This is a genomic window from Arenibacter arenosicollis, from assembly GCF_014397245.1.
GTDB classification, from domain to species: domain Bacteria; phylum Bacteroidota; class Bacteroidia; order Flavobacteriales; family Flavobacteriaceae; genus Arenibacter; species Arenibacter arenosicollis.
Genome location: NZ_JACLHY010000020.1, coordinates 42,643 through 56,219 on the forward strand (window position 1 = coordinate 42,643; position 13,577 = coordinate 56,219).

Annotated in this window: 13 protein-coding genes and 1 riboswitch; of the genes, 2 read left to right on the forward strand and 11 right to left on the reverse strand. The window is 37.9% G+C overall.

Going from position 1 to position 13,577, the window contains the following annotated elements; all coding sequences use genetic code 11:
* Positions 1 to 3: 3 nt before the first annotated feature.
* Together H4O18_RS16650 and H4O18_RS16655 are read right to left on the reverse strand one after the other, a co-directional pair.
* The gene (locus tag H4O18_RS16650) at positions 4 to 576 is read right to left on the reverse strand and encodes a Crp/Fnr family transcriptional regulator (protein ID WP_187586643.1); all 573 of its coding nucleotides are present in this window, start codon (positions 574 to 576) and stop codon (positions 4 to 6) included.
* 111 nt (positions 577 to 687) lie between these two features.
* Positions 688 to 1,872, reverse strand: a complete 1,185-nt coding sequence (locus tag H4O18_RS16655) for a PAS domain-containing sensor histidine kinase (RefSeq protein WP_187586645.1) — start codon at positions 1,870 to 1,872, stop codon at positions 688 to 690.
* A gap of 642 nt (positions 1,873 to 2,514) precedes the next feature.
* On the opposite strand from H4O18_RS16655, the gene H4O18_RS16660 reads away from it, so the two are divergent.
* The gene (locus H4O18_RS16660) at positions 2,515 to 2,907 is read left to right on the forward strand and encodes a response regulator (protein ID WP_187586647.1); all 393 of its coding nucleotides are present in this window, start codon (positions 2,515 to 2,517) and stop codon (positions 2,905 to 2,907) included.
* Between the two features lie 50 nt (positions 2,908 to 2,957).
* On the opposite strand, the gene H4O18_RS16665 is transcribed toward H4O18_RS16660, so the two are convergent.
* From H4O18_RS16665 to H4O18_RS16675, 3 genes are all read right to left on the reverse strand, one after another.
* A complete protein-coding gene (locus tag H4O18_RS16665) occupies positions 2,958 to 3,653 on the reverse strand; it encodes a DJ-1/PfpI family protein (RefSeq protein WP_246474362.1) in 696 nt (231 codons plus the stop codon).
* A gap of 71 nt (positions 3,654 to 3,724) precedes the next feature.
* Positions 3,725 to 4,987 (reverse strand): NAD(P)/FAD-dependent oxidoreductase, encoded by a 1,263-nt coding sequence (locus tag H4O18_RS16670; RefSeq protein ID WP_187586651.1) that lies wholly within the window; start codon positions 4,985 to 4,987, stop codon positions 3,725 to 3,727.
* 58 nt (positions 4,988 to 5,045) lie between these two features.
* Positions 5,046 to 5,618 carry a Crp/Fnr family transcriptional regulator gene (locus tag H4O18_RS16675; protein ID WP_187586653.1) on the reverse strand — a complete coding sequence of 191 codons (573 nt, stop codon included), beginning with the start codon at positions 5,616 to 5,618 and terminating at the stop codon, positions 5,046 to 5,048.
* 240 nt (positions 5,619 to 5,858) lie between these two features.
* Between H4O18_RS16675 and H4O18_RS16680 the strand changes: the two genes are divergently transcribed.
* Positions 5,859 to 6,551, forward strand: a complete 693-nt coding sequence (locus H4O18_RS16680) for a LytR/AlgR family response regulator transcription factor (protein ID WP_187586655.1) — start codon at positions 5,859 to 5,861, stop codon at positions 6,549 to 6,551.
* 132 nt (positions 6,552 to 6,683) lie between these two features.
* On the opposite strand, the gene H4O18_RS16685 is transcribed toward H4O18_RS16680, so the two are convergent.
* The 6 genes from H4O18_RS16685 to H4O18_RS16710 form a co-directional block, all read right to left on the reverse strand.
* Positions 6,684 to 6,968, reverse strand: a complete 285-nt coding sequence (locus H4O18_RS16685) for a Trm112 family protein (RefSeq protein ID WP_187586657.1) — start codon at positions 6,966 to 6,968, stop codon at positions 6,684 to 6,686.
* Complete coding sequence (locus H4O18_RS16690; protein WP_187586659.1) at positions 6,965 to 7,612, reverse strand: thiamine phosphate synthase; 648 nt, start codon at positions 7,610 to 7,612, stop codon at positions 6,965 to 6,967. Before H4O18_RS16690 ends, H4O18_RS16685 begins: the two co-directional genes overlap by 4 nt.
* Positions 7,603 to 8,658: an AIR synthase family protein gene (locus tag H4O18_RS16695; protein WP_187586661.1), complete on the reverse strand. Its 1,056-nt coding sequence runs from the start codon at positions 8,656 to 8,658 to the stop codon at positions 7,603 to 7,605. The genes H4O18_RS16690 and H4O18_RS16695 overlap by 10 nt, the downstream gene beginning before the upstream one ends.
* On the reverse strand, positions 8,658 to 9,380 hold the full coding sequence (locus H4O18_RS16700; RefSeq protein ID WP_187586663.1) for a class I SAM-dependent methyltransferase: 723 nt from the start codon (positions 9,378 to 9,380) through the stop codon (positions 8,658 to 8,660). The genes H4O18_RS16695 and H4O18_RS16700 overlap by 1 nt, the downstream gene beginning before the upstream one ends.
* A gap of 62 nt (positions 9,381 to 9,442) precedes the next feature.
* Positions 9,443 to 9,538: riboswitch (TPP riboswitch) on the reverse strand.
* Positions 9,539 to 10,005: 467 nt separating this feature from the next.
* On the reverse strand, positions 10,006 to 11,778 hold the full coding sequence (cysI, locus tag H4O18_RS16705; protein WP_343065473.1) for an assimilatory sulfite reductase (NADPH) hemoprotein subunit: 1,773 nt from the start codon (positions 11,776 to 11,778) through the stop codon (positions 10,006 to 10,008).
* A complete protein-coding gene (locus tag H4O18_RS16710; protein ID WP_187586665.1) occupies positions 11,747 to 13,567 on the reverse strand; it encodes an assimilatory sulfite reductase (NADPH) flavoprotein subunit in 1,821 nt (606 codons plus the stop codon). Before H4O18_RS16710 ends, cysI begins: the two co-directional genes overlap by 32 nt.
* Between the last annotated feature and the right edge of the window lie 10 nt (positions 13,568 to 13,577).

Genomic DNA, 13,577 nt, shown 5'->3' on the forward strand with positions numbered 1-13,577 from the left:
CAATTATTTGTTAATTAATCTTTTTCTAATTCGGCTCAATGACTCCGGTCTTATACCTAAGTAGCTAGCTATTTGATATTGAGAGGCTCTTTGGAGCAAATTGGGCCTTGTTTTTAGCAATTGTAAATAGCGCTCCTCCGGTGTAGAAGATTTAAATGCAGTGTATGATTCTTGTTGCTTTGTTAATATTACTTCAGCGATCACCCTGGATAGGGATTCCAATTGTGGATACTTTTGATACATTTCATTTTCCAAGGCAGGATTGCCTACATTTACAACTGTATCTTCCAAACATTCCAAGAAATATTGGGAAGGCGTTGATTTACCTATATTGGAAGGTGTAACAACTTCTTCCTCAGTATAAAACTCTATAGTTTTTTCTTCTCCATCTTTAACAAAATAGCTTCTAATACAACCTTCCAATATGAAATAACATTCATTTGAAAAATCTCCTTCCTTAAGTAGGATATCCCCTTTTTTATAGCTTTTGAAATATGCACTTTCGTTTATTGCATTCTCTAACTGCTCTGTAATCTCAGTGTATTTTGAGAGATATTTTAATATTTTACTTTTCAAAATTCAATACTTTATTGTTTAGCCCAAATTCTAAATCGGCATATATTAAAATTAACCCAGATTTATTTTTGTTCTCTTATCAAACTCAATCAATTATATTTTATGCATTTTTTAATTGTTTAAATTTATGGTGAACAATGCCCCTTCATTAGGTTTGCTTTTGACTTCGATCTTTCCACCATGTGTCTCAACAATGGATTTAACAATGTACAGGCCAACCCCTACTCCTTCTTCATGGGTATGCAAGCGTTTAAATAGGCCGAACACTTTTTCACCATGTTTTTCAGCGTCAAAACCAAGTCCATTATCTTTTATGAGGAGATAAACTCTTTCGTTGCGCTTTCTGGTTTTTACTTCGATTTTCAGTAACCGATCCGGGCTTTTGAATTTCATCGAATTGCTTAGCAGATTTTGTAGGATACTTATTAAATGCAAGGGTGGATATTCAATTTCAGAGCATTCGGAAAAGTCTACGTCGATGTTGGCGTTTGTAGATTTAAGACGGTCAGGAATACTCTGTTTAACTTCATCAAATACCTTTTCGAATTCCAGGTGTTTTTTCTGGTCATTTAGTGTTGTTTTAAAATTGATGACATCGTTCAGAGCGAATACCTTTTTATAAACTTGTTCAATGTTATTTTTCAATTTATTGAATAATTCAATATCCTTGTCACCACGAATACTTTGCGTATTTATCATTTCAATTAACACATTGAGATTGGTGATAGGAGCTTTCAAATCGTGAGCGGCCACATAGGCCAACTCTTCCAATTCTCTATTTTTTGTTTCAATTTGTTTGGCGTTCAATTCCGCTTTGCTTACCTCTTCTTCCAAAGCTGTATTTAACTTCTTCATTTTTTCTTCCGCCTGCTTGCGTTCGGTGATGTTTTGAATGTGGACATGTACTACCGGCCTATCGTCAATTATATACATACAGGGCGTGATATCTGCAAAAAAAACGGACCCGTCCTTACGTTTAAAGGTTCTTTCAGCAGTTAACTTTTGCGTAGGTATCTTGTTCCCACCAAATCGAATTGAAGGCTCTTGATCAACTTTGTATTGTAAGTCTATTAGTTTCTTTCTGAGTAGTTCATTCTTGGGGTAACCAAATTCTTTGATGGCACTGTCATTCGCCTCAATGATACGCATGTCCATATTATGGATGATTTTTGGAAAAATGGAGTACTTGAAAACTTGTTTGTAAATGTCATTGGTTATTTTAACTTGTAGAAATTCTTCAAATGGATTTGTATTGTCTGAATTATCCTTTTCATTCATTTCCTTATTAAAGTCCATTTTTATGATTTTTACATGTTTCTGATGTCAGAAATCAATTCATTTTAATATTGCCTTAAGACCATAAATAAATATCTGTTGTAGCTTGCAGCTATTCTAGATCATAGTCCCAATCTAACCTTTCCTTGATCTTGTTCCCTAATAGTACCCAAAATAGTTAATTTTAAATAAATGGAAACTTGTAATGGGCATTTTTGGAAAAAGGTTCTGCAGTATTATTAGGAATAATGGGTCATATAATAAATACCGAATACATAATGGCATTAAACTTGGTCAAATTACTTATAATCTAATTCTTGTCCCAGACCACATTTTGGTCTTTTGCAATATCATGGACTTTCCATACATAGCAACCAAATCCCCACTAATTTTTTGGGATGAATTCACAATTTTTAAGTTTAGGATTCTGCCATTCTAAAAATGTACGTGTCATGAACCAATAAACCAGATACTAAAACAGTTCAGCGAATTTCTATTGAGTTGAGGCTAGGCAGCCCTTATTTTGGGACAAATAAATAAGTAGCTATTATTTCAGGGATTATTTTGGATTATTAAATGAAATCGGAGATTAATTTGGTAAAAACCGATCTTAAATCCGGATGTTAATTGTTGATGACATATATTAAGGTATATTAGATTAATATGAGAGAAGAAACCTTGTGGATAATTGATGATGATATGGTATCACAATTTGCCATTAAGTATAAGATAGGGCAATCTTACCCCAACAATAGGGTTAGTACTTTTTATTCTGTTCAGGAGGCTTTGACCGCCCTAAAGGAATGTATGGATGGTAAATTGGAGTTTCCGGAAAAGGTTTTATTGGACTTAGGCTTGCCAGTACTTACAGGGTGGCACTTTCTGCAGGAACTGGAAAAAATTCGAGGAAATATTGCCCCGTTCGAAATTTATATCGTTTCAGCATTTTCCAATTCAATGGACCGTAAGCGCGCTAAAGATCATTCTTTGGTCAAGGGCTATTTTGAAAAACCGTTGGATAACTTTGCCGTAGACCAAATATTTATGTCGCGGTAGCACGATCATGGATTAGGTTATGCTGTTGAACATGGAGACAAAAGTGATTCCTAATCTTTCCAATTTTGAAGTCGATCAAGATATAGATAATCTTCAACAAACTTTCTATGCCCTGGACCGGACATTTTTTCCAAAAGATTTAGGGCAGATATGTAGCTTGCCAAATTACCGTTGGAGGAGCTGAATTTTCCGTCCTCTACAAAGGTCACCGAACTGTCGTTCTGTACCTTTAGATTAGGGTAATCCTTCTGCAATTGTGTGCCCCCTCCGATCCAGGTAACAATTTTATGTCCATCTGCAATACCGGATTTGCCGATCAATTGTGCTCCAGCACAATTGCTTACGGTATATAGCGTTTCCCTATTTTTTTCCTTTATAAAACTTACAATTTTTTCATTATGAACTTGAGCGTACATGTCATAGGCACTTGGAACAAACAAGGCCGTAAGTTGTGGGCAGTTTTCAAAGGTGTAATCTGGTAAAAACCGTATTCCTTCCTCTGATGTTATTGGGTCGGCATTTTCAGCAATGGTTATTACATTATACAGCTGATTTCCTTCTATACTTGGTTTGGCAAAAACATCAGAAGTGGCAATGACTTCACTCTGCAGGACGCCATTGAACATCAGCAGTCCTATAGTTGGCAACTCCTTTTTGAAGGGCTTTAAGTGTTTCGTCAAAGTGTCCGTGGTAATGCTCAGGTCTGGTAAATGTCCAGTTTTGGCACTATTTTTTGATTGGTCCATTTTGCAACTTCCGAAAAAAACCAACAATGCAACTAATATTAGATTATACTTTTCCATAAGTCCTTAAGGTATTATTTTTTATCGTTTGGTTTGATGATCATTCTAAAATACTGATCCTTATACAGGTAGTACCCGATCCAGTTAATGAATGTGCGAAACCTATTTTTAAAATTAACCAACCCCATAATATGCACGAAGATCCAAATTAACCAGGCTATAAATCCTTTTATAAAAAACCTTTCCTTTGGCAAGTCAAAAACTGCCTTATTTCTTCCAATAATTGCCAATGACCCTTTGTCCCTGTACTTGAAAGGAGTCCATGGGCTTTTGTCCCTGTCTAAATTAAAGGCCAAATTCTTGGCCTGTTGAATTGCGGGTTGGGCCAATTGGGGATGGCCTTCAGGATAGCCAATATCTCCTTGGACCAACGCACAATCGCCCAATGCATAAATATTATCGTAGCCGTTGACCAAATTGGAAGAGTTGGTTTTTAACCTTTTTCCCTTTCCAAAACTGTCCATGGAGAAACCATTGAAAGCCTTGGCAGTTACCCCGGCCGCCCAGATTAGATTTTTGGATTCTATTGTAGTACCATCGGACAGTAAAACAATATCTTCCTTAAAATCATTTACCAAACAGTTCAGCCTTATTTCTACACCCAATTCATTTAGCTTGGAGTAGGTATAGCTTTGGGAGTTTTTTGACATGGTATTCAAAACTGCACTTTGACCATCTATTAAATATATTTTTCCTAAATCACTTTCACTCAATTCTGGATAATCTTTCTTCAAAATAGAGGTCTTCATCTCTGCTAAAATGCCTGAAAGTTCAACTCCTGTAGGTCCGGCTCCAGCGATAACAAATGTCAATAATTTTTTTCGTTCTTCTTTGTCATCGTGTCTTGTTGCCCTGTCCAGCCTAGTAAGAATGGTGTTTCTAAGAGTTAACGCATCACTTATGGTTTTCATCGGTAAACTATACTTTTCAATGTTCTTATTACCGAAGTAATTACTTTCAGTACCTGTGGCCATAACCAATATATCATAGTGCAACTCACCATTGCTCAGCATTACTTTGTTTTCATTGGGAACCACTTCCAATAAACTTCCAAGCCTAAAGCGAACATTCTTAAAGTTCCTCAATATTTTTCTAAAGGGGTAACTAATCGCCGATGGTTCCATAAACCCGGTAGAGACCTGATAGATCAAAGGCGGAAAGAAATTATAATTATTGGCATCTACCAATATGGTTTGGTACTTTGGTGAATTTCCGATCCTTTTTATCAATTCCAAGCCAGCAAAACCTCCCCCTACTACTATTATCGACTTTTTCATAGTATTCCATTTAAGGTACAAAGGTCCTGGATTCAGCCATAAATAATCTTGAACTGGTTCAAGAAATGTCTTTTTTATTTAATTTACTTACGTATTCCGGCGATAAGCCTAAAAAGCTTGCCACTAGATATTGAGGTACATTGTTTACAAAATCAGGAAAGGCCTCTTTAAACCTAAAATAGATTTCTTCCTTTGAATAAATAAAAAGATACTTTATCCGATTAAGTGAGGCACCATAAGCTGTTTGATATATCTTTCTGAAATAAGTTTCCATATTAGGAAACCGTCTAAGTAATTCTCTTTCGTTATTATGTGTTAAGTGAAGTATGGTCGAAGCTTTAACTCCTTGGATATAACACTCTGAACGCATATTGTTGTGATAGGCCAAATAATCCGTAATCCACCAATTCTCTATGGCAAATTGTAAAGTATGCTCGGTACCCTTTTCATCAATAATATACAATTGAAGACACCCGCTTAAAACAAAATAGTGGTCCAGAGATTTGTTTCCTGGTTCGTAAAGTAGTTCTTTTTTTTTGACAGTTTTCAAATCAAAGTACTTCGCAATCTCCTGAAACTCATTATTGTCAACTGAAGTGTATTTGTTAATATGTTCGAACAGTTTTTGCATTTTAATAGGTTCATCTAATATCAAATTTAGCACAATTCATCGATTACCCCAGACCATTCAATTTTTTAGTTTTTTCAATGATTTAATTAAATCAAGTATCTGAATAGACAGCCACCGGATAATTAACTACCCATAAGTATCATTTCACAACATATTATAAAGGGTTGTCATCATTTATTGTGCTCAGGTATGTCATTTGGGTACCTTGAACTTTTTATTAATCAATCTATCCCTCCGATTATGAAATTGAGATGTATAATAGTGGACGATTCGTTTATGCAGCGAACTACCATGGCCAGATTAGTGGACAATCATCCGAACTTGGCAATGGTGGCTGAATACAGTAATGCCATTGAGGCAAAAAACGGTCTAAAAAATAATGAAATCGACCTTATTTTCCTGGATGTGGAAATGCCCATCATCAATGGTTTTGATCTTTTGGAATCTTTGGACAACCCACCACAGGTAATTTTGATTACCGGTAATCCGGATTATGCACTCAAGGCTTTCGATTATAACGTAACCGATTATCTTTATAAGCCCATTTCCCTAGCTCGATTTGATGCCTCTGTAAAAAGGGCCGTGGCCAAATATGAGCAGATTAATAAATTGGATGAAGAAGAAGAGTATATCTTCGTTAAAAGTAACCTTAGACAGCGCAAAGTTGTTCTGAACGACATTAATTGGGTCGAAGCTCTCGGCGATTACATTAAATTGGTAACGATTGAAGGCAATGTCGTTATCCTTTCCACAATGAAATCTTTTGAACAAAAATTACCGAAGGATAAATTCCTAAGGATACATAAATCCTATATCGTTAATCTGGAAAAAGTTGAAAAGTACAATAGTAAAACAGTAGAAGTAGCTGGTAAACAGGTACCTCTTAGTAGACATAAAAAGACAGAACTCGCCGAGGCCCTTTACAACGTCTAAATTATAGGGGCCTATAATTTGGATTTGAATATCGGGGTATTACCCCCGATATTTTAGTATGTAACTTTAAGCTGATTTCAATTCTACGGCAATAAGTTATTTGCAATAGGGCTTTCCAAGAATAACTGCGATCTAATTTTCTATTTGTTCAGGCTCGGTTAGACGAAAGTTTTCAAACTTCTGACCTTTAAGATGTTTGTGCCATTTTTCAATTAATGGCCGTTCAAGTTTAAACTCACGGAATTCGTCAGGACTCATAATTGGTATTCCTTTTACGATTGGATAAAACCTTTTGCAGGATGAGCATACAAAAAAGCCTTCCAAAATATTATCATCTACATCTTTTGTGATTTCTGTTAGGCTAAGGTCCCCTTTGTCAAACGGACAACAAAGTTTATCGATTGTTTCTTTTTTCATATGTTATTTAATTTGTGGGCATATTTTTTAATGGATTCGTTGGGGACATCGCTACTCATAATTCCTGACACTACTGCAATTCCCGTATATTTTAACGCGTCTAGTCGATGGAGGTTTTCAGGTTTGATTCCACCAGCTAAATAAATAGGTAAATCGTAATTTTTTGACGCATGATGAATGGTTCCAAAATTTACAATTTCACAACTGTTGGCCGTTTGTGACGGGAAAATGGAACAGAATGAAATATAATCCAGCTTGTTCCTACTTGCCCATTCTACATGTGTTAAATCGTTGTTGCATGTAAGTCCACTAATAAAAGGATGGAGTACGCTTCCTACTATAGATGTGTAATCCGTTGGAATATCGTCAAAATGTACACCATCCAATAACGAATTATTGAGCAGTTCCCATCTGTTGTTTATCAATACCGGAATATTTTTAGCATGGCATTTTTCACAAATCCTGTTGATCAGTTCAATTATGTTTTGGTTGACTTTAAAATTGTCCCAAATTTGAACTGCGGCTAATTTTTCACTTAAACATAAATTTAATTTATTCATGAGAATTGATTCATCCATTGCCGGGTCGACAATTAAATAGATTCCAGAACCCATGTTTCTTTTCGCTTTCCCCCTTATTTCCATCCTGAATTGAGTGCTTTGAAAAAGGCCGCCCAGTAAGGGTCGTTCTCATTGTACAATAGATCATTGGCTACATCATTGGCTACGAGTTTAATACCCTGCTTCCTATGGGTTATTTTTCCCACTTCTGAGCAGAAAATATTTTCCCTGGCCAAACGATTGATAACTTTTTTTGCACTACCCTCCTTACAGGTGATGATCATTGAACCTGCTCCAATACAGTAACGCGGATCCAACGAAAACAATTTACAAACTTCACTTTGTAGAATGCCTATAGGCAGTTTGTCGTTATAAACGATTGCACCATTGTTCGAGGCGGTTGCCAATTCATATATTGCACCCAAGACACCTCCTTCCGTAACATCGTGCATGGCGGTTACATCATTATGTTCACGGTTTTGACCTACTGCTGCCAGGGCGTCCTCAAGGGAAGAAGTTTGATAAAAAGTAGCGCATGCCTGTTGTTGTATTTCGGAACCAAGTTTATTAGTAACCGTTTCAGGGAAACACATAGCAAGTATGGCCGTCGAAGAAATAGCACATGATTTGGTAACTAATATCACATCGCCGGGTTTCGCATATTTAGAAACCAATATTTTAGTTTTCGGAGCAATACTGACAAATGTCCCACCGCCTGCGATGGTAGAATTTTGGCCTTCAATAAAACCTGTATGCCCCCCGGTAATGGCAATGCCTATTTTTGAGCAAAAGCTGTGGATATAACCCCAATATATTTGAAAATCGGATTTCGAAAAAGTACTCGGAAGATTTAGAACAAACTGCCCATACATAGGTGCATATCCCGTGGTTGCCATGTCATTTGCCATTAATTGCACGGATAGCCAAGCGGACTCTTCCAAACCGAGACTTGGAAGTAAGGTCAGAGGGTCACTGGTCATGGCCATCGCCATAGTTCCGGGTAAATCTACTATGGATACATCAACACCGAAATTAGGACCTACACTTACTTCCTCTCTATTAAAACCACATTTATTACTGATAAACTGCTCAAATACATGTGGGTCTATTTTCCCTAGTTTATCACCCATTATTTTACGTCGTTTAATTTGATATACAAGCCAAAAAAGTCCCCAAAGGGTAGACTCCATTGTTGGATCGGAAACCATTTTGGTAGGCCTGTACACGTCCATTCAATGGAATAATCGCGTCCTTGAAGTGCCTCTTCGATAATTTTAGAGAGTTTTTCAGGTGTATAAAAGGTCGCTGTTAGATAGAAAGGATTCATCCCAAATACTTCTTGTATTCTTCTTCTAACTACCTTGGTCGAATTTCTGTTCATCATTCCCATAGCTATTCCATATTTTCCAACGCGTGCGGCTTCGCGAATTACTTGAACTGGGTTCTTGTAATATTCAAATGTGGTAATGAATGCAAGCGAATCAAAAGTATGGTCCTTAAATGGCATATAGTGTGAGTCGGCCATAACAAGATCACCATCAAATAGTTCTACGGCTTGGGATAGCATAAGTGGTGATATGTCACCACCAGTAGCTTCAATGCCAATCTCCTTCCACCAGCGTGTAAAACGGGTTGTACCACAGCCAAACTCCAATAGGGTTTTAACACGTTTGTCTTTTGAAACCAATTGCTCCATTACCTTTTTTTGCCATATTTCAGCGCGCTTGTACCTACCTTCATACCATTGTTCGTAGGTGTCTGTATGTTCTCTATTAAAAAACCATTCTGGCCTGTTCTGCCAGTTTTGATCTTCCTTGGGAATAAGTTCTGAAGTTGCTTTTTCTATTTTCATTTTATATTATTTAAAACAAAAACTCCATTCTTTGGGGTAACCAATGAATGGAGCCTAAAATGAAATATCTTAGCTTGCATCCCTACGTTGGCATTATCCAAATCAGGTCTCGGGTATTATCTCAGCTTGGCTTTTACCAGGCACCCCGTGCTTTTGTGTTGATAAATGTACGATTAAAATTTAAAATTCTAAGCTATACTAAATGTTTCAAGAAGGTAAATTGTGTTACTCAAGTTTCTATTGAGAGTATCCATAATAATTGTACTTGGAAGGCACGGTCTTTGGGAAACGCCACTGTACATATTTTTGGTTGCAAGGGAAAACGGTATTGGTTCAAGATGGGCTGGCTTGAAGAATTGAATACCACATGTTTAATAGGTTTCGGAATGCATTACTGTTACATAGGCATTTAATGCAATAAAAAAGTTATTCTATCTTCCATAACACTTTTTATACTGTTAATTTAACGTATAGAATAAGAACCTCAATAAGAAGTCAGTATTGGCGAGTTGTACGAATAACTAATAATCCATCGACATTAAAGCTATTACTATGGGAGAAGATTATAGGTACCATGAAATTCATCCTTAGTGTTTTTTAGAGTTGGTTTCATATAAGCAATGCTCTAGTTCATAACCCGTATTGGCCGATCTGTTGGTTCAATAATATTCTTTCTGATTACGAAATCTCCAAAATGCTCCTCCCCTAACCTATCCTGGGCATAGGCTTTGATAATTGGCTCTAATTCCTCTAAAATGTTTTCCTCGGATAGCATTTCCTTATATAAGGTATTTAATCGGTCACCGTTATGGCTTGCACCCAAGTACATGTTATATCTACCAATGGCCCTACCCACAAAACCTATTTCCCCTAGTGATGATCGTGCACAGTTATTTGGACAACCTGTCATCCGAATATTAATTTCATCCTTCTCCAGGCCATTATTTTTCATAATTACCTCCAGCTTATCTATTAAGGAAGGAAGGTAACGCTCTGCTTCGGCAAAAGCCAATCCACATGTGTTCAATGCGACACAGGCCATGGAACTCTTGCGTAGGCCCGTTAGTTTAGGATGGTTACCAACACCATACAATTCCAAAATAGCATCAATGCCCTGCTTTTTACCTTCCTCTATATTTCCAATAATGAGATTTTGGTTACCTGTCAATCGAAAATCTCCTGTATGAATTTTGGCAATTTCCCTTAAAGCCGTTTTCAGCTGATAATTATTTTCATCCCTAACTCTACCATGTTCCACAAATAAGGTGTAAAACCATTTATTGTTGGTGCCTTTTAGCCATCCATATTCATCTCCGTTTGATTTGAATCGATAGGATTTTGGTTTGGCCAGATTCCATCCCAATCGGTTTTGAAGTTCCGCTACAAACCATTCCAACCCCCTGTCGTCTATGGTATGTTTTAATCTCGATAACTTGCGGTCAGATCGGTTGCCGTAATCCCTTTGGATGGCTATTACTGTTTCGGCTAAATCAATCACTTTTTCCTTCGGCGCGAAACCAATAACGTCGGCTAATCGCGGATAAGTGGCGTCATTACCAAAGGTACTTCCCAATCCACCACCAACACATATATTATATCCTGCTATGTTGTTGTTTTCCTCAATAGCAATAAGTCCAAGGTCATTCGCAAAAACATCGATGGCATTGTTTGGTGGAATTGCCAATGCTATTTTGAATTTTCTTGGAAGGTAGTGGTGATGATACAATGGTTCAAAATCTGGGGTTCCCGCTACTTTTTCCTGGTCCAACCAAATTTCATGATAGGCAGTTGTCTTTGGAAGAAAATAATCGCTTATTTCTTTTGCAAGTTGGTATACCTCTTCGTGGATATGGGATTGGTAAGGGTTTGGATTGCACATTACGTTCCTATTCACATCCCCGCAGGTCGCAAGCGTACTTAACAAAACTTCGTTAACCTTCTGAATCGTAGGTTTTAAATTCCTTTTTAATATGCCATGAAATTGGAAAGATTGTCTAGTGGTCAATTTAAGGGTGCCATTTCCATATTGCTCAGAAAGTTCATCGAGGGCCAACCATTGCTTAGGAGTAGTAACACCACCAGCAGCTCTAACTCGAACCATAAACTGGTACAATGGCTCCAATTTCTTCTGCCTTCGTTCACTCTCCAAATCCCTGTCGTACTGCTGATAAGAACCGTGGTATTTTATAAGCTTGACATCGTCGGGAAATAAAGCTCCGGTCAAAGGGTTTTTTAGGCTGTCCTTTATACTCCCTCTGAGGAAATCGCTCTTGTCCTTGATATGTTCATCTTCCGATAATTCCTTGTAATCCAATTGTTTTCCCATAAAAATATTTCCTTGGTATTTTAGCTCACCTGAATCGGCCTTAATAGATATCTGCTTGGTAACGGTTCGCAATTTGAAGATTTTTTACATACTCTTCTGCCTTTTCAATAGTTATCCCCCCCTGTTGTTGTATAATCTGCTTTAAGGCAACATCAACATCTTTGGCCATTTTTTTAGCGTCACCGCACACGTAAAAATGCGCTCCTTTCTCCAACCATTCATATAACTCCTTACCGTTTTCCAACATTCTATGTTGTACATAGTGCTTTTGATCCTGATCTCTTGAAAAGGCAACATCTGCTTTGGTCAGCACCCCCTCCTTCAAATATTGTTGCCATTCTGTCTGATAAAGGAAATCTGTAGTGAAATTCCGATCGCCAAAGAAAAGCCAGGAAGGTCCCTTTTTGTCCAATACTTCCCGTTGTTGCATAAATGCCCTAAATGGCGCCACTCCAGTTCCCGGACCAACCATAATAATAGGCACTTCAGGATTTTTGGGAAGCTTAAAGCGTGTATTCCGATCAACAAAGACCTTTACTTTATCGCCAATATCAAGCCTGTCTGCCAGGGTAGATGAACAATGCCCTTCCTTGTTTCTGCCTAATGCACTATATCGGACAACCGACACCAACAGATGTACTTCTTCATCAACTACATCTTGAGCCGAGGCTATGGAATACATCCGTGGGGTATTTTTGCGCAAAATGGAAATCAGTTCGTCAGAAGTCAACTCGTACGGCACCTCGTTTATCAGATCTAAAAAATCACGTCCGGAAAGATACTCCTGAAGTGCAATTTTATCCTCAAGGATTTTCTTTAACCCCTTATTGTCTGTTAGTTCTGCATATCCGGAAAGCGTGTTCCTTGAAAGTGGAGTAAGTTCATAGTTATATGTAAGTGCATCATGTAGCGTTTTGGTACCTTCATAGGTTTCTACCTCCTTTTCGCCCGCTAACTTTGTGGTATGCAAAACTGACTCTACCAGTTCATGGGAATTGGAACCGTACACGCCTAAGGCATCCCCAGGCTCATATTTTATTCCAGATCCTTCCAGATCCAATTCAAGGTGAACGGTCTCTTTGGAAGATCCCTGTCCGTTTAGATTGATTTTCTCGAGAATGGTGGCTTCAAAAAGATTATTTCTGGAATATTGGGACTTATTAGCCGGATTATCGGGAATGTTCTCCGCTTTGACCGGGGAAGTTTGGCCATTTGTCTGCACTACGGCACTAAGAAACGTGCTTTGCCAAGCCTCTGCCTGTTCTGCGTAATCTACATCGCAGTCCTCACGCGGAACAATTCTTTGAGCTCCAAGTTTTTCAAGTACGGTATCAAAATCTTTGCCAGTCTGGCAAAAGTCAATATAACTACTATCTCCTAGGCTTAAAACCGAGAATTGCAAATGCGCCAGGTTTGGTGCCTTATTGCTGTGCAGGTATCGATAGAAATCTTCAGCTTGTACCGGGGGTTCTCCCAATCCATGGGTGCTTACGATTATGGCCAATTTTTTGATGCCCTTGAGTTCCCTGGTTTTAAAAGAGGCCATGTCGGAAATAACTGCATCAATTCCCAAATCCTTTACCTTGGAATGTAGGTCTATGGCCAAACTTTCAGAATTACCTGTATGGCTCCCGAAAAGAATATGCACTTTTTCGTGTTTAAGCTCATTTTTAGTATTGTGGCCCGAATCCAATGGTAGATTTCCAGTAGAGGGTTTGTTTAAAGACGTATGAATGAGCCCTTCGAAATAACCACTTAGCCATTGAAGCTGACCGGAGTCAAGGCCGGACAAAGCTATATTGAGTTTGTCCACTTGCTCATCGTTGAACGGTCCTCTGTCCAATCCTCTTTTTAGTTCCATGTTTTCAGAT

Bases quoted from the DNA above. Each gene is read 5' to 3' on its own strand.
- H4O18_RS16670 (WP_187586651.1), bottom strand. From the start codon at position 4,987: ATGAAAAAGTCGATAATAGTAGTAGGGGGAGGTTTTGCTGGCTTGGAA.
- H4O18_RS16660 (WP_187586647.1), top strand. From the start codon at position 2,515: ATGAGAGAAGAAACCTTGTGGATAATTGATGATGATATGGTATCACAA.
- H4O18_RS16695 (WP_187586661.1), bottom strand. From the start codon at position 8,658: ATGGGTGATAAACTAGGGAAAATAGACCCACATGTATTTGAGCAGTTT.
- H4O18_RS16665 (WP_246474362.1), bottom strand. From the start codon at position 3,653: ATGGACCAATCAAAAAATAGTGCCAAAACTGGACATTTACCAGACCTG.
- H4O18_RS16680 (WP_187586655.1), top strand. From the start codon at position 5,859: ATGAAATTGAGATGTATAATAGTGGACGATTCGTTTATGCAGCGAACT.
- H4O18_RS16690 (WP_187586659.1), bottom strand. From the start codon at position 7,612: ATGGAAATAAGGGGGAAAGCGAAAAGAAACATGGGTTCTGGAATCTAT.
- H4O18_RS16700 (WP_187586663.1), bottom strand. From the start codon at position 9,380: ATGAAAATAGAAAAAGCAACTTCAGAACTTATTCCCAAGGAAGATCAA.
- H4O18_RS16655 (WP_187586645.1), bottom strand. From the start codon at position 1,872: ATGGACTTTAATAAGGAAATGAATGAAAAGGATAATTCAGACAATACA.
- H4O18_RS16675 (WP_187586653.1), bottom strand. From the start codon at position 5,618: ATGCAAAAACTGTTCGAACATATTAACAAATACACTTCAGTTGACAAT.
- H4O18_RS16685 (WP_187586657.1), bottom strand. From the start codon at position 6,968: ATGAAAAAAGAAACAATCGATAAACTTTGTTGTCCGTTTGACAAAGGG.
- H4O18_RS16710 (WP_187586665.1), bottom strand. From the start codon at position 13,567: ATGGAACTAAAAAGAGGATTGGACAGAGGACCGTTCAACGATGAGCAA.